This window comes from Paenibacillus kribbensis (assembly GCF_001705305.1).
GTDB classification, from domain to species: Bacteria; Bacillota; Bacilli; order Paenibacillales; family Paenibacillaceae; genus Paenibacillus; species Paenibacillus kribbensis_B.
Map to the genome: position 1 here is coordinate 691,527 of NZ_MCBP01000001.1, position 24,455 is coordinate 715,981.

General features: G+C 49.5%; 23 protein-coding genes. 9 read left to right on the top strand and 14 right to left on the bottom strand.

What is annotated here, in order from left to right:
- Positions 1–122 precede the first annotated feature (122 nt).
- From pstB to BAZ21_RS03180, 4 genes are all read right to left on the bottom strand, one after another.
- Entirely contained in the window at positions 123–965 is an 843-nt protein-coding gene (pstB, locus tag BAZ21_RS03165; RefSeq protein WP_068496961.1) for a phosphate ABC transporter ATP-binding protein PstB, read from the bottom strand.
- A 15-nt stretch (positions 966–980) separates the two neighbouring features.
- Complete coding sequence (pstA, locus tag BAZ21_RS03170) at positions 981–1,877, bottom strand: phosphate ABC transporter permease PstA (RefSeq protein WP_007429687.1); 897 nt, start codon at positions 1,875–1,877, stop codon at positions 981–983.
- Positions 1,877–2,809: a phosphate ABC transporter permease subunit PstC gene (gene pstC, locus BAZ21_RS03175; RefSeq protein ID WP_068496963.1), complete on the bottom strand. Its 933-nt coding sequence runs from the start codon at positions 2,807–2,809 to the stop codon at positions 1,877–1,879. Before pstC ends, pstA begins: the two co-directional genes overlap by 1 nt.
- Positions 2,810–2,917: 108 nt before the next feature.
- Complete coding sequence (locus BAZ21_RS03180) at positions 2,918–3,841, bottom strand: phosphate ABC transporter substrate-binding protein (RefSeq protein WP_068496966.1); 924 nt, start codon at positions 3,839–3,841, stop codon at positions 2,918–2,920.
- A gap of 206 nt (positions 3,842–4,047) precedes the next feature.
- Between BAZ21_RS03180 and BAZ21_RS03185 the strand changes: the two genes are divergently transcribed.
- The gene (locus tag BAZ21_RS03185) at positions 4,048–4,947 is read left to right on the top strand and encodes a LysR family transcriptional regulator (RefSeq protein WP_068496968.1); all 900 of its coding nucleotides are present in this window, start codon (positions 4,048–4,050) and stop codon (positions 4,945–4,947) included.
- A 97-nt stretch (positions 4,948–5,044) separates the two neighbouring features.
- On the opposite strand, the gene pyk is transcribed toward BAZ21_RS03185, so the two are convergent.
- From pyk to BAZ21_RS03215, 6 genes are all read right to left on the bottom strand, one after another.
- On the bottom strand, positions 5,045–6,475 hold the full coding sequence (pyk, locus tag BAZ21_RS03190) for a pyruvate kinase (protein WP_068496969.1): 1,431 nt from the start codon (positions 6,473–6,475) through the stop codon (positions 5,045–5,047).
- A 123-nt stretch (positions 6,476–6,598) separates the two neighbouring features.
- Positions 6,599–7,582 carry an acetyl-CoA carboxylase carboxyltransferase subunit alpha gene (locus BAZ21_RS03195; RefSeq protein ID WP_068496971.1) on the bottom strand — a complete coding sequence of 328 codons (984 nt, stop codon included), beginning with the start codon at positions 7,580–7,582 and terminating at the stop codon, positions 6,599–6,601.
- The gene (gene accD / locus BAZ21_RS03200) at positions 7,583–8,476 is read right to left on the bottom strand and encodes an acetyl-CoA carboxylase, carboxyltransferase subunit beta (RefSeq protein WP_068496974.1); all 894 of its coding nucleotides are present in this window, start codon (positions 8,474–8,476) and stop codon (positions 7,583–7,585) included.
- A 184-nt stretch (positions 8,477–8,660) separates the two neighbouring features.
- Positions 8,661–8,849, bottom strand: coding sequence for a hypothetical protein (locus tag BAZ21_RS03205; protein ID WP_007429680.1), 189 nt, complete (start codon positions 8,847–8,849; stop codon positions 8,661–8,663).
- 153 nt (positions 8,850–9,002) lie between these two features.
- Positions 9,003–9,500: a phosphatidylglycerophosphatase A family protein gene (locus BAZ21_RS03210; protein ID WP_068496976.1), complete on the bottom strand. Its 498-nt coding sequence runs from the start codon at positions 9,498–9,500 to the stop codon at positions 9,003–9,005.
- A 159-nt stretch (positions 9,501–9,659) separates the two neighbouring features.
- Positions 9,660–13,331, bottom strand: coding sequence for a DNA polymerase III subunit alpha (locus BAZ21_RS03215; protein WP_068496978.1), 3,672 nt, complete (start codon positions 13,329–13,331; stop codon positions 9,660–9,662).
- Between the two features lie 138 nt (positions 13,332–13,469).
- Between BAZ21_RS03215 and BAZ21_RS03220 the strand changes: the two genes are divergently transcribed.
- Positions 13,470–13,799: a YtrH family sporulation protein gene (locus tag BAZ21_RS03220; RefSeq protein ID WP_007429676.1), complete on the top strand. Its 330-nt coding sequence runs from the start codon at positions 13,470–13,472 to the stop codon at positions 13,797–13,799.
- A 12-nt stretch (positions 13,800–13,811) separates the two neighbouring features.
- Positions 13,812–14,309: a hypothetical protein gene (locus BAZ21_RS03225; protein WP_068496980.1), complete on the top strand. Its 498-nt coding sequence runs from the start codon at positions 13,812–13,814 to the stop codon at positions 14,307–14,309.
- Between the two features lie 42 nt (positions 14,310–14,351).
- On the opposite strand, the gene BAZ21_RS03230 is transcribed toward BAZ21_RS03225, so the two are convergent.
- The 3 genes from BAZ21_RS03230 to BAZ21_RS03240 all read right to left on the bottom strand — a co-directional run bounded on the left by BAZ21_RS03230 (position 14,352) and on the right by BAZ21_RS03240 (position 16,552).
- Positions 14,352–15,686, bottom strand: coding sequence for a DRTGG domain-containing protein (locus BAZ21_RS03230; protein ID WP_068496982.1), 1,335 nt, complete (start codon positions 15,684–15,686; stop codon positions 14,352–14,354).
- A gap of 164 nt (positions 15,687–15,850) precedes the next feature.
- Complete coding sequence (locus tag BAZ21_RS03235; RefSeq protein ID WP_068496984.1) at positions 15,851–16,135, bottom strand: hypothetical protein; 285 nt, start codon at positions 16,133–16,135, stop codon at positions 15,851–15,853.
- 72 nt (positions 16,136–16,207) lie between these two features.
- Positions 16,208–16,552 (bottom strand): YlbF family regulator, encoded by a 345-nt coding sequence (locus tag BAZ21_RS03240; protein ID WP_068496986.1) that lies wholly within the window; start codon positions 16,550–16,552, stop codon positions 16,208–16,210.
- A gap of 162 nt (positions 16,553–16,714) precedes the next feature.
- Between BAZ21_RS03240 and BAZ21_RS03245 the strand changes: the two genes are divergently transcribed.
- From BAZ21_RS03245 to BAZ21_RS03270, 6 genes are read left to right on the top strand one after another with little or no spacing between them, the layout of a single operon-like run.
- On the top strand, positions 16,715–18,085 hold the full coding sequence (locus BAZ21_RS03245; RefSeq protein WP_068496988.1) for a YheC/YheD family endospore coat-associated protein: 1,371 nt from the start codon (positions 16,715–16,717) through the stop codon (positions 18,083–18,085).
- 43 nt (positions 18,086–18,128) lie between these two features.
- Positions 18,129–19,283, top strand: coding sequence for a YheC/YheD family endospore coat-associated protein (locus BAZ21_RS03250; RefSeq protein ID WP_068496990.1), 1,155 nt, complete (start codon positions 18,129–18,131; stop codon positions 19,281–19,283).
- Between the two features lie 12 nt (positions 19,284–19,295).
- On the top strand, positions 19,296–20,666 hold the full coding sequence (locus BAZ21_RS03255) for a YheC/YheD family endospore coat-associated protein (protein WP_068496992.1): 1,371 nt from the start codon (positions 19,296–19,298) through the stop codon (positions 20,664–20,666).
- Positions 20,663–21,772, top strand: a complete 1,110-nt coding sequence (locus tag BAZ21_RS03260; protein WP_068496994.1) for a YheC/YheD family endospore coat-associated protein — start codon at positions 20,663–20,665, stop codon at positions 21,770–21,772. Before BAZ21_RS03255 ends, BAZ21_RS03260 begins: the two co-directional genes overlap by 4 nt.
- Before the next feature lie 16 nt (positions 21,773–21,788).
- Complete coding sequence (locus tag BAZ21_RS03265) at positions 21,789–22,304, top strand: GNAT family N-acetyltransferase (protein WP_010349099.1); 516 nt, start codon at positions 21,789–21,791, stop codon at positions 22,302–22,304.
- Positions 22,286–23,500, top strand: coding sequence for a YheC/YheD family endospore coat-associated protein (locus BAZ21_RS03270; protein ID WP_068496996.1), 1,215 nt, complete (start codon positions 22,286–22,288; stop codon positions 23,498–23,500). Before BAZ21_RS03265 ends, BAZ21_RS03270 begins: the two co-directional genes overlap by 19 nt.
- Positions 23,501–23,609: 109 nt before the next feature.
- Here BAZ21_RS03270 and BAZ21_RS03275 read toward each other — a convergent pair whose 3' ends face one another.
- The gene (locus BAZ21_RS03275) at positions 23,610–24,311 is read right to left on the bottom strand and encodes an HAD family hydrolase (protein ID WP_084011496.1); all 702 of its coding nucleotides are present in this window, start codon (positions 24,309–24,311) and stop codon (positions 23,610–23,612) included.
- Positions 24,312–24,455: the final 144 nt, after the last annotated feature.

The following is a 24,455-nucleotide window of genomic DNA, read 5'->3' on the forward strand; positions in this document are numbered from 1 at the left end:
TTTTATTATATACAAATGTAAGAGTTTACTAAACTAATAAAAAAACATCTTACTAATACTAGATTAGTAAGATGTTTCTTCCTGTTTCATATATATAGCAAGTCGTCGAACTGCACGGCTTATTATCCAAAGCGGCCCATAATGTATTCCTGGGTCAGTTCATTTTCAGGGTTAGTGAAAATATCATTCGTTTTTCCATGCTCAACCAGGTTTCCGATATAAAAATAAGCAGTATAATCGGAAATTCGTGCGGCCTGCTGCATATTATGCGTCACAATAACGATGCGCAGCTCTTTTTTCAATTCAGTAATGAGCTCTTCGATCTTGCCTGTAGACACGGGGTCCAGTGCGGAGGCCGGTTCGTCAAGCAACAAAATTTTCGGCTGAACGGATAACGCACGTGCAATACAAAGCCGCTGCTGCTGCCCGCCAGACAGAGCCAGTGCGGAATCATGCAGGCGATCCTTAACCTCATCCCACAGCGCTGCCTTGCGCAGGCTGCTTTCCACGATTTCATCAAGCTGCTTCTTTTTGCGCACACCCCGGTATTTGGGACCGAAGGCAATATTATTGTAGATAGATTTATAAAAAGGATTGGGACGCTGCCACACCATGCCAATTTGCTGACGCAGCTTGATCACGTCTGTTCCCGGTGCGGTCAAATCTTGCCCATCCATCCAGATGTGTCCTGTTGTAGAGGAAGATGCAATCTCGTCATTCATGCGATTAAGTGAGCGCAAAAAGGTCGACTTGCCACAACCGGAAGGTCCGATCAGGGCGGTGACTGTTTGCTCGGGAAAAGCCAGATTCACTTTTTTTACAGCCTCAAAGCTGCCATAATAAATACTCAAATCCTCAGTACTGAACGGATGCGGCGGTTGCCCCGCAAGCTGTTCGGAACGCGTAGACTGAACGGATGTTGCTGTTGCGTCGGTTTTTGCCGTTCGCGAAATCACTTGTTCCATTTCTCCATCCCCTTTCTAATCCATACGTTTGGCAGCTGTCAGACGGCGATAGACGACTCTTCCGAACCATCTTGCACTCAGATTGAAGACAAGTACGAGCAGTACCAGTACTGCGGAAGCGCCTGCGGCGATATCCTTGGAGTCTGGGGCAATGCCCTCGCTATTTACCTTCCAAATATGCACAGCGAGCGTTTCGGCAGGTCGCATTGGATTAATAGGCGATCTGGCATGCAATGGATTCCAATCGGTAAAATCAAGCGGCGGTGTACTCATCCCTGCTGTAAACAGCAACGCGGCGGCTTCCCCGAAAATCCGGCCTGCGGCCAAAATCGTACCCGTAATCAAGCTTGGCAACGCAGCTGGCAGCAAAATAGAAGTAATGATTTTCCATTTGGATAATCCAAGCGCAAGCCCCGCTTCCTTTTGCTCCTTGGGTACTGCCCGGAAAGCCTGCTCTGTTGTACGAACCATCAGCGGCAGGTTGAATACTGCCAGGGCCAGGGCTCCTGATAACAGAGAAAAACCAAAATTAAACGTATTTACGATAAGTAAAAGTCCGAACAAACCGATGACGATGGACGGAAAGGAAGACAGTACTTCGACGACAAGTCGTATGAAGTCCGTAATTTTTCCCGGCTTTGCATAATGCGCCATGTAAATACCGGCACCCCAGCCAATCGGAATGGTAATAATCAAAGTTAGGATCAACAAAAATACAGAGTTAAACAACTGCGGGCCAATGCCTCCACCTGCGCGTAACGTTTGAGGTGCACTCGTTAAAAAGTCAAAGGAAATGTGACTTACTCCACGTGCCAAGATGAATCCCAATAATCCCACTAGTAGTGCGACAATGAACAAGGCGAAGAAACAGATTACAAATGTAGCGATCTTATCGGTTGTTTTAGCTCTCATCAAATCCGGTTTCTCCTTTCAAGCAGCCTTACCAGCAGCACAAAGATAAATGTCATGAGCAGAAGCACAAGCGCCATGCTCCAAAGAGCATTGTTATGAACCGAGCCCATGGCTGTATTGCCCATGCTAAGTGTAATAACGCTGGTCAAGGTCGAAGCGGATTCCAGCAAGGAGCTTGGTATGTGCGGTGCATTCCCGATCACCATCTGCACAGCCAACGCTTCCCCAAAGGCACGAGCCATGCCAAGAATAACTCCTGTCAAAAGTGCTGGCAGCAGCGTCGGAATAATGACGCGTGCAATCGTCTGCCAGCGGGTAGCCCCCAAAGCATAAGAGGATTCTCGCAGACCTCCTGGCAAGGAGGACAACGCATCCGCCATAATACTCGTAATGGTCGGCAAAATCATGACAGACAGCACAAGGCAGCCTGCCAGAATGCCAATGCCTTGTCCCCCGAACACATCCCGCAGCAACGGAACGATCACAGTCAAGCCGACAAAGCCATATACTACAGACGGAATACCGGACAATAGTTCAATCGCAGGCTGAAGAATACGTTTACCGGATTTCGGTACGATTTCCGTCATAAACAAAGCTGCGCACAAGCTAAGCGGACTGGCAATTAAGGCCGCCAATATAGTCACGGCAAAAGACCCCGTAATGAACGGAAGCGCGCCGAAAGACTTGGGTTCACCGTCCGGGCTCCATTTGGTGCCGAAGAAAAACTCACTTAGACTGACTCCATTCATCGCAAATGTAGCTACACCTTTGGAGGCAACAAAATATACGATGGAGACAATGACTGCAACTAAAAAAACGACACAAACCGACGTATAAATGCGGCCGGTCCATTCTTCCCAGTAATGTCTTTCTTTCATAACTCGGGAACGTTTATTCTGTTTCATGAATGCCTTCCCTTCAACTGGTTCCATACTGTAACTCCTTTAACCGAAGAATAGAGGCCGGACGTTAGTCCGCCTCTTCTTCATGAATATACTTCGCATTTGCTGCGTTCATCCGAACAGGAGGTGTATATCTCCTTATTTCGTAATGTTACCGTCAGCATCGCGTTTGATTTGCATACCTGATACTGGAATGTATCCCAGGTCTACAACATCGGATTTCTGGATTTCATCAGACAGGATGTAGTCCAGGAATGCTTTTACATGTTCTTTTGGCTCGCCTTTAGTGTACATGTGCTCGTAAGCCCATACCGGATACTTACCTTGCTCTACATTTTCCACATTGGCTTCAACACCGTCATATTTCAGAGCTGTTACTGTGTTGTCGATGTAGGACAGAGCCAGATAACCAATAGCACCCGGTGTTTCAGCAATCAGCTTTTTTACTGTACCAGAGGAATCTTCTTGAATGGAGCCAGGCAGATCTTCCGTTTTTTGTCCCAAAGCGTATTTTTCAAATGTTGCACGAGTACCGGAGCTGCTTGGACGGTTTACAATAACGATTTTTTGATCTGCACCACCAACTTGTTTCCAGTTCGTGATTTTACCTGTGAAAATTTGTACCAATTGATCTTTCTTCAGGTCAGTCACGCCAACCTTAGGGTTCGCTACTGCTGACATCGCTACAACAGCTACCTGGTGATCGACCAGCTCATCTGCGCCGCTCTCCAGTTTTTCTTTTGCAAACACGTCAGAGTTACCGATATCCGCTTGCCCGCCGGAAACCTGAGTCAAGCCAGTACCACTGCCGCCGCCCTGTACCTGAACTGCAATACCTTTATATTTATCGACAGCCATAAATTTTTGTCCTGCTTGCTCTACCAATGGTTGAAGTGCCGTGGAGCCAACAGCCAGAATATTACCTGTCAGTTCAGCAGCTGCTTTATCTTCTGTTCCTTTAGCAGCGTCTCCTTGTGGTGCAGCATTGTTGCCTGCTCCGCAAGCTGCAAGTGCAAATACCATGGTGAGAGTCATCAGAATGAACGGCCATTTTTTCAACATTTTTTATTGTCCTCCCCTTAGTTAAGTGACGGTTTTTTATTTATGACCATCAACACTTTTACATTGTAGGCCTGGAATGTTAGATGAACGGCGTGGTTTTGTAAAACAAATATAAAATATTGATAGATATATTATTTTAGGGTATATAATTAATCTATAGTGTAAACTTTACACATTAAGACACTTAAGGAGATCTGTTCGATTCCATGAATATTTTAAAATTACGTATTTTGATGCTGATCGATAAATTCCACAAGGCGACGGATGTAGCTGAAGCTTTGCAAGTCAAGCAGCCTACCGTTAGCTTTCATATGAAGAGCCTGGAGAAAGAAATGGGTGTTTCCCTATTCTCTCTTCAACAAGGTAGAATTATGCTAACTGAAGCCGGAAAAAGAATGCTGCCTTACGCAAAGCAGATCATCTCCCTTGAGCAAGAAGCAAGACAAGCTGTAGATGAACTCACAGAGGAATCGCAGTCTCAATTACGTCTGGGCGCAGAGTCGATATCAGGCACATACCTCCTGCCCTCTGTCCTTGCCAAGTTTGCTCAACAATACCCAGAGTGCCGAATTCGACTGGAGATTCAGCCCCCGGATATAATCAGACTGCTGCTAGAGCAGGGAGAACTTGATTTTGTTTTTCTAGACGATAAAGGTCCTCTACCGGAGCATACGGTGGCAGAAGTGGTGGCTTCGGATCGAATTGGAATTATTAGAAACAAAAATGTGCATACTTCCAAATCAGCAGATGTTGACAGATCTGATATATTGGACAAACATGCATGGGTGAGATATAGCGGGGCATCTGCTATCGATTTGTATTCCTCTCTGCTTAAGCCCTCTATGGAGACCAACTCATGGGAGGCGGTAAAGCAAATAGTAGGCGGCGGAGAAGCGCTAGCCTTTTTCCCTGCCTGCGGAGTTCATAGCGACATTAGCAGCGTTCCTACGGTGGAATGGCTTCCTTATACTGAGGTTACTGAGACTGATGAAGAAAGTGATTGCTACCATATAAATATCGTGTATCAACGTGATACACACCAGAGCATGATCCAACAGGCGTTTCTCGAATTCATGCGGCAAGAAGCACAGAAAATTAGAAACTAGAGAACATCAAAAAGAGCATCCAAGTCGCAATGACCTGAATGCTCTGCTTGCTGTATCCAAACGATACAGCCTGTTTGATATTCCGAAAAGGATAAAATTATGCTTGTGCAGGAACACAGCTAATTTTGATCAGGTTGGTAGAACCGGAATCGCCAAGCGGTACGCCAGCGGTGATCACAACCAAATCGCCCTCTTTAACGAGACCGGAATTGCGACCGCCTTCCAGCGCATTGTCAAACAGACTGTCTGTTGTGTCAACAATCGGTCTTCCTTGTACTGCATGTACACCCCAGATCAGAGCCAGACGGCGAACCGTTCTTTCCTGTGTTGTCACAGCGACAATCGGAGCTTCTGGGCGATATTTAGAAATCATGCGAGCCGTTGTTCCGCTTTGTGTGGACGTCAGGATTGCTTTGGCATGCAGGTCAAGCGCAGAAATGGAAACGGATTGGCTGATTGCCTCCGTAATACTGATTTCTTGTGCCGTTCTTTGTTTCTTGAACAAATCACGGTAGTTCAGAGAGGACTCTGCTTTTTCTGCAATACGTGACATCGTCAGTACGGATTCTACCGGATATTTACCCGCAGCTGTTTCGCCGGACAGCATAATTGCGTCTGTTCCGTCAAAAATAGCATTGGCTACGTCACTTGCTTCCGCACGAGTCGGACGCGGGTTACGTTGCATGGAATCCAGCATTTGTGTTGCCGTAATAACAGGCTTGCCGGCTACATTACATTTGTTAATCATCAGTTTTTGCGCCAAAGGTACTTCTTCAGCAGGGATTTCCACACCTAGGTCACCACGGGCAACCATCAGGCCGTCAGAGGCTTCCAAAATTTCGTCCAGGTTGTCCACACCTTGCTGATTTTCTATTTTGGAAATGATTTGAATGTGACCCGCGTTGTGCTTCGCCAGCAATTCACGGATTTCCAGTACATCACTTGCTTTACGAACAAAAGAAGCCGCGATGAAATCAATGTCCTGCTCAACACCGAAAATAATGTCGTTAGCATCCTTCTCCGTAATACCAGGCAGGGAAATGGCTACGCCTGGAACGTTAACGCCCTTCTTGCTTTTGATCGTTCCGCCATTGACAATGCGGCATTTGATTTCAGTGCCTGATACTTCAATAACGGTGAGTCCGATCAGACCGTCGTCGATCAGAATGGTGGAGCCGGGCTCCACGTCCGAGGGAAGGTCCTTGTACGTAATGGAGATACGGTCTTTCGTACCAAGAACTTCTTCCGTTGTCAGCGTAATGAACTCGTCCTGAACAAGCTCAATAGGTTCAACCTCGAGCTTTCCTGTCCGGATTTCCGGCCCCTTCGTATCGAGCAAAATAGCAACGTTTTTGTTAAGCTCCTTGCAAGCTTGACGGATATTTTTGATCCGGTTGCCATGCTCCTCGAAATCACCGTGAGAGAAATTCAGGCGGGCTACGTTCATACCAGCCAAAATCAATTTCTTCACATTTTCCAACGACTCACTGGAAGGACCGATAGTACATACAATCTTAGTTTTGCGCATTTGGGTTTTTCCTCCGTTTTCAAAGGTGTTACTTTATATCTTTTTCCAACAATTAAATCTACTACACTTTTTCCTATTTGTATAGGAAGTTCGTCATATTTATTGTTACCCGTTACCAGTGTATTACAACATATGCTCCGTTTCCGAAGGCTTCAAAAAGGTATATTGACCTATTTTCCGGAATTTTTGATAACGATCTTCCCTCAATTCATCGCAGCTCATATCCATCAGTTCGGCCAAATGGCGTTTCAGCAGCTCCTTGATTGCAGCAGCAGTCATTTCATAGTCGTGATGCGCGCCCCCTCTCGGCTCTGGCACAATGTCCTCGATAACCTCCAGGCGCAGAAGATCATTTGCCGTAATCTTCATAGCTTCAGCCGCCTGATCCGCCTTGGAAGCATCCTTCCATAAAATCGAGGCTGCCCCGTTTGGAGAAATAGCCGAATAGATGGCATGCTCCAGCATCAACACCCGGTTGCCGACGGCAAACGCAAGCGCACCGCCGCTTCCACCCTCGCCGATGACCACACAAATAACAGGCACCGAAAGCTTTGCCATCTCTCGCAAATTGCGGGCGATTGCTTCCGATTGACCTCTCTCCTCTGCCGTATTACCCGGATAAGCGCCCTTCGTATCAATAAATGTAATGATAGGGCGTTTGAATTTTTCAGCCTGCTGCATCAAACGCAGGCCTTTCCGGAATCCTTCCGGGTGCGCACTACCAAAAAAACGCGCAATGTTATCTTTCGTATCCTTACCGCGCTGCTGACCAATAACGGTCACCGGAATACCGTTCAGCTTGGCAATTCCACCCACGACCGCCAGATCGTCTCCAAACAAGCGGTCGCCATGCAATTCAATAAAATCCGTAAACACTTGTTCGATCAAATCAAGAGACGTTGGCCTTTGATGATGACGGGCCAAATGCATCTTTTGCGGTGCTGTAATGTTCGTATATATTTCTTCTTCCATCTGGAGATAACGTTCTTCCAGGCGGTTAATTTCGTCGGTAAAATCAATTTGCTTATCCTGTCCGAATTGCTTGAGTTCTTCGATCTTCTGTCGCATCTCGACCAGGGGCTTTTCATAAGGCAATTCGCCAGCCATCTATTCCCCCCCTTTCACACTGTGTAAATCAAGCAGTTGCCCAAGGGTATCACGCAATTCCTTGCGGTGTACTACCATATCCAATTGTCCGTGCTGCAAATTAAACTCGGAAGTTTGAAAATCATCCGGCAGCTTCTGTCTGATGGTCTGCTCGATTACGATACGGCCTGCAAAACCAAATACAGCACCCGGCTCTGCAATATTAATATCTCCAAGCGTAGCAAAGCTGGCGGAAACTCCACCTGTAGTCGGATCAGTGATAACGGAAATATAAAGCAAACCCTGCTCGTCCAGACGAGCGAGAGCAGCACTTGTTTTGGCCATCTGCATCAGACTCAGAATACTTTCCTGCATGCGTGCTCCACCGGATGTGGAGAAGATAATAAGCGGCAAACGCTTGTCAATCGCCTGCTCAATGGCGCGGGTAATTTTCTCTCCCACGACCGAGCCCATGCTGCCTGTAAAAAAGTCAAAGCTCATCACCGCTACGACAACAGGAAGCCCATGAATAAGGCCGTCGCCCGTAACGACAGCCTCTCGCAAGCCGGATTTCAGCGTCTGTTGCTCCAGCTTACTCGCATATCCCGGAAAGTCCAGCGGATCAACTGAAATCATATCAGCATCATATTCCGTAAACGTGTCTTCGTCGAGCACCATGCGAATACGCTCCATCGCATTGAGGCGCATATGGTATCCGCACACCGGACACACTTTTAAATTCTTTTCCAGCTCTTTGCTGTATTGAATGCTTCCGCACTTGCCGCATTTGGTCATAAGACCTTCGGGAATTTCCCGTTTGGGACGATCCGGCATGTCCGCTTGATCGCCGCTCAGCGCCCGTTCCGAAGGGATCGTCGCGTATTTACGCTTCTTTTGGAATAAATCTTTAAACACAACTACACCTCTCCAGCCGTTTATTTGTCAGCCGTAACCGATACAAGGTCCTCTGCCGTCTGTAGCGGCACCTCTAAGCATTATGTTCATACACACGTCAACGCTTGTCTGCAAAACATTACCGCCGATCGTGCATCCTTTGTTCCATTCATGCTGCTGTATCAACACTTCCGCCGTTCCGGACTCAAGGGCGCAAAATCGAATTAAGCACTTCCTGTATTTCTTCGACTTCACCCGAAGGCACAAGTATCTCAAACTGTTGCTTGGACGCGCTAATGGCCCGGGTCTGCACCATAAAACCTTCTTCAGACAGTTTGAGCTTAATCATGTCAGCCAGTCTGGCCGTCGGTGCAATATAAATCACCGTCCACATGCCTTGTTTCTACCCCCTAAGCCTCAAGTTTTGAGCCCATATAATAGACTCATGATAACATACCTTACTTTTTTCCCGCAACAAAAGCCCTCCTGCTGGTTCAGAATCCTTCGGAGGGCCTAGAAGTTTATCCATTCTGCTCACACAGGCGAATCAAGCGTCCAACGACGCAGGATAATGCTTGGCTAGAAGGCTCCGATGGGCGATACGCGAAGAAGCAGCAGCGGCTAAACCAGCGACGAGATCGTCCAAGAATACGTGAATACCGCTACCTTTTTGGTTCAACTGTTCAATAATTCCGGTCTTTTCCTTATCCAGATATCCAAAGCTGGTTAAGCCGATCATGCCATACACGCTCGTAATTCCAAGAGCCAGTGTCTCGTCCACCCCATACAACGGTTCGTCTGCCTCCATAATGGCTTGCAGCGGCTCAGGGAGAAGTCTTTTTTCGGCCAGCTCATCAATCGCAATGCCTGTGAACAACGTATATTGCACCTCGCGCTTTTGCAATACCGCTTTGACACTGTCTACACATTCTTCCATCGTCAAATGAGGATAATATTTTTGCTGCAGCTGAAAAACAATGTCCGCAATGGACTCGATACGAATGCCTCTGCGATTTAACAGAGTTTCAGCATATTCATAGGACATAATTTCCCTCCCGCCTTCACCGTACAGTTCTGTTCTTCCACCGTGCGGGACCTCATGTGTGCAGGACTCATGTGTGCAGGATAAGTATTGAAGCTGCTGTCCCGCCAGTTTTCCAAGTGTATGCGAGAGGGATGGAAATTGTTCATTAAAGCATGTCCATCATTTGACTTTCACCGTGCCTTCACCCAGCATAGACTCCATTCGATCAAAAAGCTGGGGCGAAGGCTTGATGCTGTAAGCATCGCTCAAGGCCAGCAAACGCTGGCTGCTCTCATAAAACAGTACGGTAGGCAACGCACCGGGATGCTCCTGCAGCAGCGCCTTGAGGCTGACCAGCAAGCTGGCGTCCTCCTCGGCCTGGCGGGTGATTTTGACAAACACCCGCTGACGAGTCGCTCGCTCCGGGCTGCGCGAAACCGGGGCTTCCCCGCCTTGAGCCGCTTCGGCGGCTGAGCGCGATGAAGCACCCGTGGCGGGGGGAATCGGCTTGGGCTGCGACGGAGCAGGCGTTGCGGCTGTCGACGGCACGCGCTGCGCTCCCCCGCCGGGGAAGCCAGCAGAAGAGCCAGCCGCTGGCACGGATGCTCCGGCTACGGCGGATGGACGCGTCCCGACACGTCGACGCTGAAGAAGCCGTGCCAGCGAATCCTCCGCTAGCGGTGCGGTCTCATCTGCGAGGAGCTTAAAGTGCTCGTCCTGCTGCTGCATTTTGGCACGCAGCGCCAGCAGCGCTCCCTTTTCAATCCACTGCTGGCTTCGCTTCCACACCTCAGGGAACAACACAACCTCGCAGCGCTCAATCTGATCCTCCAATTCAATGAAGGCCATGGCCTTGCCCTGCTTGGTCGTAATCGTCTTGAGCGACACAACCATGCCCGCGGTCACAACAACCGTTTCATCTGGTACATCGCCCAGCTCCATCAGACGATCCGCATGGCTGCTTTCCAGCAATGGCTCAAAATCATCCAGTGGATGCCCCGACAAATACAGGCCCAGCAGTTCACGTTCCAGCTCCAGCTGCTGGCCGGCGCTGAACCTCGGTACATCAGGATATTCAATATCCCAATTGGGCATTTCCACAAAACCAAACATATCAATTTGCAGGTCGTCGCGTTCCTTGCGCCATTTGACGGCTGCATCTACCGTTTCATCCAGCATGGCAAGCAGCTGCGCCCGGTGACCTGTCAGCGAGTCAAACGTCCCTGCCTGAATGAGCGATTCAATGACCCTCTTATTGCACACCCGCAGATCCACACGTCGGCAAAAATCGAGCAGGCTGTCAAATGGCCGTTCCTTGCGAACAGCGAGAATGCTTTCCATCGCCTGTGTGCCGACATTTTTAATGGCGGCCAGTCCGAAACGGATGTCGCCCTGCGGCAAGGGGGTGAACAGCACCCCGCTTTCGTTCACATCAGGCGGCAGCACCGCTATATTCATACGGCGGCATTCAACGACATATTCCGCCACTTTCCGGTGGCTACCTACCACGGCTGTCAGCATGGAAGCCATGAATTGCACCGGATAATGGGCCTTGAGATAAGCCGTCTGGAATGCCAGCACCCCATAAGCAGCCGCATGGGCACGCGGGAAGCCGTAGTCAGCAAAACGGACAATCATATCATATACCCTTCCGGCTTCCTCATCTGTGTAACCCTGCCTGATACTGCCTTTCACAAAATGACCGCGCTCCAAATCCAGCACTTCGCGCTTTTTCTTGGACACGGCGCGGCGCAGCAGATCGGCTTCTCCCAGGGAAAAGCCCGCCATGCGCGAAGCAATCTGCATGATTTGCTCCTGATACACAATAATGCCGTACGTATCCTTCAAGATCGGTTCAAGGTCAGGATGCGGATAAGTAATCTCAATCTGTCCATGCTTGGCCTGAATAAAGTTAGGAATAAAGCCCATTGGGCCCGGTCGATACAAAGCCAGTACAGAAATAATATCCTCGAAGACACTCGGCTTCAAATCCTTGAGTACCCGGCGTATCCCCGCCGACTCCAGTTGGAATACACCACCTGTGTCCCCTCTGCCCAGCAAATCATAGGTATGAGGATCATGATCAGGGATTTGGCTAAAATCAAGCGTTCCTCCATGCTCTTCCGCAATCCAGCGCATACATCTTTCAATAATCGAGAGCGTACGCAATCCGAGGAAATCCATTTTGAGCAAACCGATTCGCTCCAGATTTTCCATCGAGTATTGCGTCAAAGGAACCCCTTCGCTCCCCTCCTGAAGCGGAACCGCATCGGTCAATGGAGTCCGCGAAATGACGACACCTGCCGCATGGGTCGAAGCATGACGAGGCATTCCTTCTACTTTGATCGCCATATCCAGCAGCTCACGAGTCTTGGGCTTCGTTTCATATAGCGCCTTCAGCTCCGGGGTAATTTCCAGCGCATGACGGATATTAATTCCGAGCTGTGCCGGAATCAGCTTGGCTGCCTTGTCCACCTCTCCATACGGTACGTTCAGCACACGCCCGACGTCACGGACCGCGGCCCTTGCAGCCAGCGTTCCAAAGGTAATAATTTGCGCTACATGCTCATTTCCGTACTTTTGTACTACATAGTCGATAACCTCGTCACGCCGTTCATCACTAAAATCAATATCTATATCCGGCATGCTGATCCGCTCGGGGTTCAGAAACCGTTCAAAGAGCAGGTTATATTTCATCGGATCAACATTCGTGATATTAAGCACATAAGCAACCAAGCTGCCGGCTGAGGAGCCCCGCCCAGGTCCCGTTGCAATCTTCTGCTGATGAGCAAAAGCAATAAAATCCCATACGATCAGGAAATAATCGCTGAAGCCCATGCTGTCAATCGTATTTAATTCATAGTTTAGCCGTTGATCCAGCCTTTCCCGTTCCTCCGGCTGCTCCCATGCGGGATCGCCTCCGTAGCGACGCTCCAGTCCTTGCTCACACAGACTGCGCAAATAGGAAGAGGAATTCATGCCTTCCGGCAGCGGGCGATATTCAGGCAAAATGGATTGACCGAATTCCAGCTCCAGCTCGCATTGTTCAGCAATACGTACCGTATTGGCGATGGCTTCGGCCACATGCGGAAACAAACGGGCCATATCCTCCTGGCTTTTCAGATACAGCTGACGTGTGGGTATACGCAAGCGTTCCTCGTCGTCAACCGTCTTGCCTGTCCCGATACAGATCAGAACGTCTTGAACATCCGCATCCGGCTCGGTCAGATAATGCACATCATTCGTCGCCACCAGTGGAATACCCAATTCCTTTGCCAGCGCAATCAAAAGAGGATTTACACGCTTTTGCTCCGACAGACCGTGATCCTGAAGCTCCAGATAAAAATCATCACCGAAGATGCTCCGGTAACGTTCCGCCGCCCGCCTGGCCTCGGCTTCCCGGCCATGCAGCAAATGCTGCGGTACTTCACCGCCCAAGCACGCGCTCAGGCATATGATGCCTTCATGATGTGCAGCCAATGCTTCCATGTCGATGCGCGGCTTGTAGTGAAAGCCTTCCAAATGGCCGATGGAGCACAGCTTCATCAGATTTTGATAGCCTGTTTTATTTTTGGCGAGCAAAATTAAATGATATATGGGCTGGTCCTTTCGGCTGCCGCGTTCCTTGCGCGACCCTGCCGTTATGTAGGCCTCACACCCGATAATCGGCTTAATGCCGTTTTCCACACACGCTCTATAAAAGGGAATAGCGCCGTACATGACCCCATGATCTGTAAGGGCAAGCGCCTTCATCCCATAAGCTGAAGCCTGTTTGACCAACTCCGCGGTACGAGCCGCGCCGTCCAGTAGACTGTACTCACTGTGAACATGCAAATGCACAAATGAACTCATGCGCTTCTCTTCCTTTCACCGCTTGTTTTTCTTCAAACTATTTTATCATATCCGCGTTAGTAGCGCCCATACAATAAAAGTACAGACCCCGGGCGGACAAGCGCGGGTCTGATGTATACACTCAAGGAGGAAAAGAGCATGAGCACTTTTATATCCAAAGCGATACTCGATTTCTTCATCGCCTTCGGCATCGTGCTCGGGGGAGCCATGCTCGGCGGGATGGGAGCGGTGATAGCTCTTCAGCCGCCTACCCAGACGATGCTGGAGGTTGCCGGAAGAATAAAAATATGGGCGCTTGCCGCTGCTGTAGGAGGGACGATGGACCCAATCCGGGTCATTGAGAGCAATATGATAGATGGCAATCTATCACCAGCCATTAAGCAAATTCTGTATTTGATTTTCGCCTTTTTGGGCGCTCATATGGGTACAGAGCTGGTCAAATGGGTGTGCGGAAACGGACGTCCGTGAGGTGGAAAGATCATGAGAGTACCTCCCTTCGAGCGTCTGCGTCCTTTTATGCAACTATCCTCGGTTTTTGTAATCGGTATGATTGCCGGGGGGATAGTCTACAATGCCATCTGGCACGCCAGCTTCAATGAGCTGTGGAAAAACAATCAGGATCTCCAATTCCAGCTCCAGCAAGCTGAGGAGGACAACAAAACACTGCACAAATACAGCAAGCGCCAATCCGTGATCAAAGAGATCAAGCTAATAGCAGAGGAAACCTCGGCTGAAAAAATTGACTCTATTAACCTGAAAGAGCTTCTTCGCCGCGTCATTCGAGATTTGGAGGTGCTGCGCGGCAGAGATATGTTCGAGATCGACTCCGACAGCAAGCTGGTACGCATGCTCCTGCATCAAAAAAAATACACCGTTCGTGACAAGGAATATACGATCCAGGTCAAAACGATGCTTGTAATGGAAGGTGTGCTGCAAATTTGGCTGGAGGCGAAGGAAAGACTCCCTGAAAGTCACTAAGCCGTTCTTTTCCGCCTTGCCCCCGCTCCAATCCATTGGCGTTTATCCGTGTTCAATGGATTGAAGCGTCATTACCGCTTTGCATACCAAATGATTTTCCCGTGATATTGCAATTTCCAGCTTGCAGATACGGCGGCTCATCTCAAGCAGCAACGGACGCAGGACGACTGCATCCTCAATCTGTACGGGTCGGATAAAATAAGTCATCAAATTGTCAAGCACATAATCCTTGCCGCTCATGTCTCTGGCCACTCGATAACCCGCTTGTGTCATGACGTTAACCAGCACGCCTTCCGAGATCGTACCCAAATTGGTCGCCATCTGCGGAATGATAAAACCGCGAAAAAATAACGATCCATCCTCATTGCGCTCCTCGGCAAACCCGTTCCAAATCAATTGATCGAACGTCTCGCCAAGCTGTGGCTGCTTTTGGGCATTGCGCAGTGCCTCCAGCACCTCACGTCGTGTAACAGACCCTAACAGCTTGCGGTTGCGGTCCACAACGGGTAAGTAATCCACACCTTCCCACGCCATCATCTGCGCGGCTGAGGCCAGCGAAGTCTGATAGGTGACCGTTACCGGATTACGGATCAGACATTTGTCCATCGTATGCTCGGGCTGGAGCCCCTCCACATCTTTGCGGCTGACGATGCCTATTAAACGATTCCATTCATCCACGATGGCAAAATGATGATGCCCGGTTGCCTTCGAAAGCTCATCAAATTCAGTGAGCGTACTGTTGATTTTTAACGTCAGCGCCTTCGGTTTGCCTGCCGCTATGTCTTCAATCAGCATAATTTTCTTTTTGATCAAGCGGTCGAATATGGCTCTATTAATCATGGAAGCCACGGTAAAGGTATCGTGGCGCGAGGAAATAATCGGCAGACTGATCTGGTCGGCGAGCTGCTTGACCTCCCGGCTCGTACCAAAGCCCCCTGTAATCAGCACGCCTGCTCCCTGCTCCAGTGCAAGAGAATGCGCGTCCTCCCGGTTACCTACGATCAGCAAGCTGCCTGCATCAATATAACGGGCCATGGCCTCTTCGCGCATCGCCCCGATGACATATTTGTGCAAAGGCTTCTCCAGCCCCTCGCTTCCGCCCAGCACATGTCCTTCCACGATATTCACGACATCTGCAAAGGTCAGCTGCTCGGACAAACCGCGTGGACGCTTTTCCACCCGTACCGTTCCGATTCGTTCCTTGGTAATGACAATTCCCAGGTTTTCTGCTTCCTTTACAGCCCGATAAGCAGTCCCTTCACTGACGCTCATCTCTTTGGCCAGCCTGCGTACAGAAATTTTGGAGCCTATTTTCAACTGCTCGATATGCCGCAATAACTGCTCATGCTTCGTAACTGCTTCGTCTAGACCGTCCAACTCTGTTACACCCCCAACGTTCAATCTGTATCATTCTGTATCTATTATAGCACAAAATCCTTGTATATTAGACCTTTGTTCATTTCGATATCGCTACCTGTAAAATAGCAAAAAGCGATTCCCCTTTTTACAAGGGAACCGCTTCTTAACCGTGCTTGGAAAATTCACAGCATGCTGCCTTTGTCCGCTTTATCATCCCACTTCATCTTCCACTGCTGCATTTTGGCCCGTCGTACACGCTCCAGCGTTTTGCGCTTTTCCTCATCTACACCCAGCAAAAAATGCAGGTTCGCGCCGATGACAAGCAACGCAAAAAGTACCCATACGATACCAAAGCCGTTGACCCAGTTCAAACCGCCTGCAAGCGAGATGCGCGGCAACGCCACAAACACCATAGCCAGCGCAATCAGTGTGTACAAACCGTGTTTCCATTTTTTTAGAGAACCCAATCGTATCCCTTCCTCTCCCTGTGACTCTATGTATCTAGTCTATGAGAGGACAGGAAGGAATATGAGACAAACTTACATAGACGATCCGTACAAATGCTGAAGGCTGTCTGAAATAATTTTGTTGACATCCTCAATGATCACGCTCAAGCGGCGTTCGGCGTCGAACAGACGACGGATGTTGAGGTTCAGACTAAGGACCTCGAACAGCTTTTCCATCTTTTCCATCTCTTCCTGTGCCGGCATATCGCCGCTCATCATCCGCTGCTGAACTTCCATTTGGCGCTGACGGAAATCGTTGAGCATTTGCTTGGCTTCCGGGTCGGTTTCAATCAGCTTCATCGCTGCCGTAATTTCCTCTACCTCTTTGCTTTCCTTCAATGCTTTTGCTAAATCATGGGCTTTGTCATAGATATTCATGATTGTTCATTCCTCCAATACAAGTATAGTGTTAACATTTCACATTGTCCGTCAATCACCAAGGAATATATGTCCTCATATGATGAATCAGTGCTATTACAGCCCATTTACGTTTCCCGTTACTTTCAAGACATCAAGTTGCTGCCCGGAAGGAGATCCACGATGTCCATCAAAAAAACAACGATTCAAATCATCGGATCGGGCATCTTGCAGGATGACGTACTCATGGTCGGCGAGTCCTTGCTTCGCAAATGGAAAATATCCGCAGGCCACCCCGTTCAGCTCGCCTTCGGTTCGTTCCGCCAAGAGGTTACCGTCATTTCGGTACCCCGCTACAGCGGCCTACGTGTAGGAAGCGTGTTGGCCCGTAAAATGGGGATTCATGCCAATTGCAAGCTGCGAGTAACCTACAGCCGAGGCCGCCGGACACTTCGAGTGGGCCCGCTTATTAGCGTGCTGGTCAGCCGGGACTATCCCGAACAGCCTGATAAGCCTTTCGGGTCGATCACCCTGTTCTGCCATGAACTGGTCGGGGAATGTCGTAGACAAGGAGCATATGTGTATTTTTTTACCCCGGAGCATATCGGAAGCCAGCCCGGTCGGGTTCAGGGATGGGTGTACGACGGAAGCTGGAAAAAGGCTGTCATGCCCGCTGGCGATGTCGTCAATAACCGGCTTACCTCCCGTAAACTCGAGAACAGAACTAGCGTACAGCATTTCATGAAAGAAGTAAAATCGCAGTACGGTACGGCCATTTTCAATGAAAAGTTCTTGGATAAGAATGAAGTGTTTGATGCGCTTAAATCTAATTCTTCCCTGCGCAAGTATTTACCCGAATCCCACTTGCTGCAAACCTTTGACGTATTCAAAAAAATGTGCAACCAGTATCCCGCTGTTTTTCTTAAGCCGGTTCGCGGGAGCCTGGGCAAAGGCATCATGCGCATTAACAAGCAAACGGACAGTACCTTTTCCGTGCTGTCCACGACAGCGGGGGCACCCCAAAAGAAAACGTATGCCAATGTCGACAAGCTGTACAAAAGCTTGGCGGGGAAAATGAAAACAACACGCTTTCAGCTCCAGCAGGGACTCACCCTGATTGATCACGGTAAGCGCCCGGTCGACTTTCGTGCGCTTGTGCAGAAGAATGCAACCGGGGCCTGGACGGTGACATCCATTGTCGCCCGGATTGCCGGAGGGAGCCACTTTGTGTCCAATCTGGCGCGAGGCGGTACGCTGAGCACGGTCAAAGAAGCGCTGGCTAAAACGACACTGCCCGCGACCATCAAATCAAACGGCCTCCTCTCTCTCAAGACAGCAGCACTGAATATCGCAAGCGGAGTTGAGAAGGCCATTCCCGCCCATTTCGCGGAACTTGGCATTGATCTGGCCATTGACAGCACGGGGCGCATCTGGCTGCTGGAAGTCAACTCTAAGCCGTCGAAAAATGACAATACACCATTAAATGATCAGAAAACCCGTCCATCCGTGAAAAAAATGATTGATTACTGCTGTTATTCAGCCGGTTTCAAATGAATCCCTCTCTTTCAGGGTCCGGCTGCCAAAGGAGCTGTTATCGGTGTCTCTTGTCGTGCCAGGCACGCTGGGCGTGCTCGTTAGCCGGAATCAGGCCGCCATCCCACCCATTACCGAGGCCGATTTTTGCCGTAGGCTAAGTTTGTTGGGCAGGCGTTCTGGTCTCAGCGTAATGGCGTTTACCGCCGAAGGAGTTTCACCTGAAAAGCATTCCATACGAGGTTATGCTTATCATGACGGAGTGTGGACATCCGGTCGCTTTCCCCTGCCGGATATTGTGTATAACCGCTGTCTCCATGTCCATGAGAGCCAGAATGTCGGACACATACTGGAAGAAATAGCGGTGCAGAAATCGCGCAAGCTTCTCTACTGGTCGCGCAACTTGCCTGGCAAATGGCAGGTGTACCGCACTCTGCACAAGGTAGATGAAGTGCGTCCCTTTGTGCCGCCTACGACTCCTTACCGGGACACGGCCCAGCTTATGGAGTGGCTGCGACGCCATTCGGGGCTGTTTATGAAGCCGCAGGCCGGAACGCACGGCAAGGGTACACTGTATCTCCGCCTAGCGGAAGGAGACCGGGGACTGCTCATACAAGGCAGAGACTCCCAAAATCGCACGTTCCGGCGTTTGTTTTCCAATCTGGATGCAGGCTTGTCATGGATCAACGGAATTACAGACAAACGTGCCTACATCGTGCAGCCTTATTTGAAATTAACGAGTCAAAGCGGGCGTCCCTTTGATGTCCGCGCACTTATGCAAAAGGATGGCCACGGCTGTTGGTGCCTGACGGGCTTTGCCGTGAGAGAAGGCAGGAAAGGAACGCTGACCTCCAATCTGCACGGCGGAGGCGAAGCGCATCCGACAGAGCCTTACCTTCGTGAACAATTTGGCGCGGACAGCACGCCTCTCATCATCGGACAGATGATGAAGCTGTCCCTGACCATTACCGGGGCGCTGGAGGAACGATATGGTCGCCTTGGTGAGCTGGGAATTGATTATGGTATTGATCGGGACGGGAACATCTGGCTATTGGAGGTGAATTCCCGGCCTGGTCGGGCTTCCTTTTTTCAGATCCGCCAGCCAAAGTGCGCTTTCCGGGCGATCAACCGCCCGCTCGAGTATGCCCGATATTTAATAACCCAATCCAAAACGACGGGGCTACAGGGCATGGGCGCCTCCCTTGAACATACGGTATAGGAGGATAAACAGATGAGTTTAACGCATTGCAATGTGCATTTCTCACAGCAGCCCGACAAGGTGGCTTATATATCCACTGCCTTGTTGAAAAGCCTTAAATTATCCGGAGCCAAGTCCATTCGTCTGCGGCTTGGTAAGGATCAGATTCCCGCCACTGTGAAACCGATTCAGAAGGCGGGGCGTCATCTATACTTGACCTCCGGCTTGCGTAATGCAATCCGTGTTCCCAAAAGCGGGTCCATCTATTTGCGAAATCTGGACGGTGATGTACAGCTAGGACCGCTGATTGGAGTATTGTCTGACGGCACCCCCTCCACCACCCGGCCTTTTGGATCACGCACAGGCTTTATTAAGCAGCTGCTGAAGGAAGGCAGCAATAAATCTTATATTTTTGCCTTCACTCCTCGGGATATCAACTGGCAAAATGATACGATTAATGGCTATTTTCTATCATCCAGCGGGGATTTCACACGTAAAATCATACCTCTGCCGGATGTGATTTATAATCGTTTACCGAGCCGTCGCGCTGATTTCTCCCCGGCGATCAATCAGCTACGCGAGCGGTTTTCCCGCAAACGAATTCCCTTCTTTAACTGGAGCTTTTTCAATAAATCAGATATCTATCATCTGCTGGAAAGTAATCCGGAAGTCAACCGCTATGTCCCTGAATCGTATATGAATCCCAGCTCTGAACGAATCCGAGGCATGCTGGAGCGTCATCAATTTGCTTATTACAAGCCAAGTGGAGGCAGTCTCGGCAAAGGGATTTACCGTCTTTCCCATGTTCCCAAACAAGGCTATTTTGTGAGGTATCGCAAAAAAAATAGCAATGTATTATTGCGCTTCACATCTTTCAACTCGATGCTCCGTATGCTTCATTCCAATCAAGGCCAGACGTTAAAAGGCTACCTCATTCAGCAAGGAATTCAGCTGATCGAGATTGACAATTGCCCGATTGATTTCCGGTTTCATATGCACAAGAACGGCAATAACCAATGGGTCGTCGTCGGAATTGGAGCCAAAAAATCCGGACGTGGCAGTGTCACGACTCATATTAAAAACGGTGGCTCCCTGATGACACCGGAGCAAGCGCTGGACCGGGTATTCGGCGACCGGGCGGGCGAGGTGCTACAACGTGCCAAGAATGTAGCGGTTACGCTCGCAGAAGCCATTGAGAACCATCATCAACATCTGCTGGGTGAAATCGGCTTCGATCTGGGCATTGATCAGGATGAAAAGGTATGGATGTTTGAAGCCAACTCCAAGCCCGGTCGATCCATTTTCCAACATCCATCGTTGCGTGCGGAGGGTAAAGCATCCGTGGAGCATATTTTGGACCACTGTCTTTACCTTAGTAAATTCCGCAGAAAAGAGGAACTATGAATATCCGGGCGGAGCAAAAACCAGTCGTTGCTGTATTGACCGTGCACGACGACGGACAATTTTTCAAGGGGAATCAGCGTAATTTCAGGGATATCCTTGAAACGGGAACACGGATGGGCTATCAGGTGTACATCGTTACCGTCAGGGACCTGAAGCTGGCAGCTGAAACGGTCAAGGGCTATATCTTCAACAAAAGCTTACAGGCTTGGGAGGAACAAGATTTCCCGCTTCCGCAGGTCATTTATAATCGTATCCCAAACCGCAATTATGAACTTAAAGCCTCTGTGCGCACAAAGCTGGATGAAATTTCACACACTTCTGGCATTGAGCTATACAATCCAGGTTTTTTTAACAAGTGGGAACTGTTCAAATGGCTCCGCACCTCAGAATCCACACGGCAACTCGTTCCCGCAACCAAACGGTTAAGCGACCTGTCTGCCTTGGGGAAGATGCTATCTGCGTTTCCGTACCTGTACCTCAAGCCGGAAAATGGCAAGGCCGGAAAGGGAATTATGATTCTTAAATTCCGGCCAGAGCATCTAATGGCCTACAGGCTGACGATTCAGCATGACAAAAAAAGCGTGACCTACAGATCCGTGTCGCTGTCCCGGCTGTGGGGACGTATCCGCCGGGAAGCAGGTAATTCGCCTTATATCATTCAGCAGGGGATTGATCTGGCAACTTATCAGAAAAAGCCTTTCGACCTGCGTATCCTGGTACAAAAAAATGCCCGCGGTTCGTGGAGCATTACCGGAGTCGGCGCCAGACTGGCGGGGAAAGGAAGCATTACGACACATGTTCCGCGCGGTGGAAGTGTGGAGGACCCGTTCCAGCTTCTCTCCTCCCTGTTCGGACCTGAGGACAGCACGGAATTGCTGAACAAAATTAAAAGCACGGCCCTTCAGATTGCACGTCAAATTGAGCGCGCATCCGGCCTTTCCCACGGCGAAATGTCCATGGATTTGGGTGTGGATACAAATGGAACTCTCTGGTTTTTTGAAGCCAATGCCAAACCAATGAAATTCGACGAGCCGGAAATCCGTCAAAAATCGCTGAGACGCATATTCCAGTACAGCTCCTTTTTGGCCGGGCGAATGAAATCATGATCAAGGAAGTGGAATCATGCCGCAAATTAGTGATGTTCATCATATGCCCACCCGAAGCTGGCTGCTGAGACGACGACAGTTACTGTTTCTCGCCCGTAGTTCAGGCGGCATGCGCATTACTCGCAATGCTCTGCGGCAATTGGCCGTTTTAACACCGGAGCAATTGAACAATCCCGGCTCCTCTCTCCTGTGCGCTTATGTGCGCACAGAGAAGGGCTTGCGGATTGCGGGATTTTCCCTCGCTTTGAATTACGGGAAGGATGCATGCATCGTGATCGTTCGTCCGCTTTACCGGGGCCGCAGACTGGGCGCTAGACTGCTGTCCGCCCAGCTCAAACAGTTGCACCGCCTGACGTGCAGCGTAGCCGCCGACAATATAGCCAGTCTCAAAACCTGTTTTCGAGCCGGACTTGTTGCGAATGAAATGACGACTGGACCGACCGGAAAACCCACGCTGATATTTCGCGGGGAGCTATCTGAAGATAAGCAGACGGCAGAGGAAGGTGGAATGCTGTGCCAAAACCTGTCCTAGGCATCATGACCTTGTATTTGAACAACAAGAAGCATTTGGAGGAGCGCGACATATATGAGCGCATGATTGCAGAAGGCAAAAGACTGGGACTGGATACGTATGTATTCACTCCTGCGGATGTCCATAAGGATCGCAAGCTGCTCCTTGCCCAAATCTATGATCCACACAGCGGGAAATGGACCCTAAAATGGCGGGAATTCCCTGATATGATTTTCGACCGCTGCCGGGTACAGCGTAGTGAGCGGTATCTTCAATTGAAGCAGTTTCGATTGAAATATACAGACCTTGTCTATTTAAACCGACCGCTGAGTAACAAATGGGCCATTCATCAGCAGCTTGCGAGAAGGGCTGCCTTTCGTCCCCATCTGCCTGCAACAGAGCTATTCGATGGATTTCATAGTGTAAAGCGAATGCTCAAACAGAATTCACTGGTGTACCTCAAACCGATTAACGGTACGGGGGGACGTGGTATTTTACGCATTGAGCCTGTTAACAGGCAAGGGAACCTGTATCTGGTTGAGGGCCGCAATCTCAAGCGTCGCATTATTCCCCAGCAACGGGTACGCCTGGACCGTCTGGAGCCACGTTTAAGCAGATGGAACATGGATAACTACATCGTTCAGGAAGGCATTCCTGTACAGCTGCCGAATGGCAGGGTCCATGATTACCGCATGCTGGTACAGAAAAATAGCCAAGGAGTATGGGAATTAACCGGATGCGCCGGACGGATCGGGGCACATCGAAGCGTCACTTCCAACCTCCATGGCGGAGGCAAGGCGGTACCGATGAACCAACTGCTGACTCAATGGATTCGTGATGAAGACCATAGAGAGAAAATTATCAAGCAAGGGGAAAAGCTCGGGCTGGATATTGCTGCTTACCTGGAGAAGAGCTACGGAGCATTGTGTGAGCTTGCGCTTGATCTGGCAATCAACAAGGACGGTCAAATTTACGTGCTGGAGGTCAATCCAAAGCCAGCCCGCGAGGTATTTTCACGTATTGGTGAAAAAGAGACCTATCGCCGTGCCATCGCCAGGCCCATGGAATACGCCTTGTGGGTCTACCACACACAGATTAATCCAAAGCCGCAGACGGATCACAAAACAGAAGATAAAGCAGAGAATAAAGCAGAGAATAAAACAGAAAATAAAACAGAGAATAAAACAGAGAATAAGGCAAAGGAAGGCTCCGCGTAAAGTGGCTGCCTTCCTTTTTTTGTTGTCTGCCCGACATTGCTTGCATTGTGTGTATCTTATATATATGACGCGTCAAGCGTATCTAGAAGCAGTAATTTGTGGTACGTAATTACTTAGCGTTTTTATAAAGCGTAAGCAACTGCGTGAAATCCGTAATAATCGCATCGGAGCCCTGCAACTCGTCGTTTACGCCAAATCCGGCATAAGCGCAGCCGATGACCGTCTGTCCGTTCTTTTTACCCGCTTCCACATCAGAGGAGCGGTCTCCAACCATCCATATGTTCGAAATATCATGCTTGCTCAACAAAATTTTCAGCAAATCCACTTTGGAAAGCGTGCTGTACTCCCCGGCACTGTACAAACCTTCAAAAATGGGAGCCATTTCATAGGCAGCAGCGATTCCCTTTACATAATCCTCCAGCCCGTTACTTGCTACAAATAGTCGGACACCCTGCTCATGGAGGGCCTGAAGTGTTTCTTTTACATGTGGATACAGCGCATGACTTCCGTTCTTCAATCCTTCCAGCTCTAGCTGAAGCAGCAGCTCGTCCGCTCTTCTGTGGGCTGCTTCACTGGCTTCTGGCATCACTCTTCTCCAGATTTCGTCCAGCAGCATGCCCAAGCTATTCAGAATAAGCTCCTCGGGAGGAGTCGCTCCTTCATAAAGCCCCTCGGCGCGCAGCGTATCAAACAGTTTGTGGTACGCAGGTAGCAGCAGCGTTTCCGTCTGAAAAAGTGTACCGTCCATATCAAATACCATAGCCTCAGGTTTCTTCAACACAGTTGCATTGTTCATGTAGTTATCAGTCATTCCTTTCCTATGTAGGTTTACAACTTCAACCCCTCTCATGATAAGCAATAAGAGAGGTCTGTGTAAACCTCATAGCGCATACTGATAACCCTAATATTTTTTTAAAACAGCCCTAAAACAATGCAAACCGCCCCACATGATGCT

Bases quoted from the DNA above. Each gene is read 5' to 3' on its own strand.
- pstB (WP_068496961.1), bottom strand. From the start codon at position 965: ATGGAACAAGTGATTTCGCGAACGGCAAAAACCGACGCAACAGCAACA.
- pstA (WP_007429687.1), bottom strand. From the start codon at position 1,877: ATGAGAGCTAAAACAACCGATAAGATCGCTACATTTGTAATCTGTTTC.
- pstC (WP_068496963.1), bottom strand. From the start codon at position 2,809: ATGGAACCAGTTGAAGGGAAGGCATTCATGAAACAGAATAAACGTTCC.
- BAZ21_RS03180 (WP_068496966.1), bottom strand. From the start codon at position 3,841: ATGTTGAAAAAATGGCCGTTCATTCTGATGACTCTCACCATGGTATTT.
- BAZ21_RS03185 (WP_068496968.1), top strand. From the start codon at position 4,048: ATGAATATTTTAAAATTACGTATTTTGATGCTGATCGATAAATTCCAC.
- pyk (WP_068496969.1), bottom strand. From the start codon at position 6,475: ATGCGCAAAACTAAGATTGTATGTACTATCGGTCCTTCCAGTGAGTCG.
- BAZ21_RS03195 (WP_068496971.1), bottom strand. From the start codon at position 7,582: ATGGCTGGCGAATTGCCTTATGAAAAGCCCCTGGTCGAGATGCGACAG.
- BAZ21_RS03205 (WP_007429680.1), bottom strand. From the start codon at position 8,849: ATGTGGACGGTGATTTATATTGCACCGACGGCCAGACTGGCTGACATG.
- BAZ21_RS03210 (WP_068496976.1), bottom strand. From the start codon at position 9,500: ATGTCCTATGAATATGCTGAAACTCTGTTAAATCGCAGAGGCATTCGT.
- BAZ21_RS03215 (WP_068496978.1), bottom strand. From the start codon at position 13,331: ATGAGTTCATTTGTGCATTTGCATGTTCACAGTGAGTACAGTCTACTG.
- BAZ21_RS03220 (WP_007429676.1), top strand. From the start codon at position 13,470: ATGAGCACTTTTATATCCAAAGCGATACTCGATTTCTTCATCGCCTTC.
- BAZ21_RS03225 (WP_068496980.1), top strand. From the start codon at position 13,812: ATGAGAGTACCTCCCTTCGAGCGTCTGCGTCCTTTTATGCAACTATCC.
- BAZ21_RS03240 (WP_068496986.1), bottom strand. From the start codon at position 16,552: ATGAATATCTATGACAAAGCCCATGATTTAGCAAAAGCATTGAAGGAA.
- BAZ21_RS03245 (WP_068496988.1), top strand. From the start codon at position 16,715: ATGTCCATCAAAAAAACAACGATTCAAATCATCGGATCGGGCATCTTG.
- BAZ21_RS03255 (WP_068496992.1), top strand. From the start codon at position 19,296: ATGAGTTTAACGCATTGCAATGTGCATTTCTCACAGCAGCCCGACAAG.
- BAZ21_RS03260 (WP_068496994.1), top strand. From the start codon at position 20,663: ATGAATATCCGGGCGGAGCAAAAACCAGTCGTTGCTGTATTGACCGTG.
- BAZ21_RS03265 (WP_010349099.1), top strand. From the start codon at position 21,789: ATGCCGCAAATTAGTGATGTTCATCATATGCCCACCCGAAGCTGGCTG.
- BAZ21_RS03275 (WP_084011496.1), bottom strand. From the start codon at position 24,311: ATGACTGATAACTACATGAACAATGCAACTGTGTTGAAGAAACCTGAG.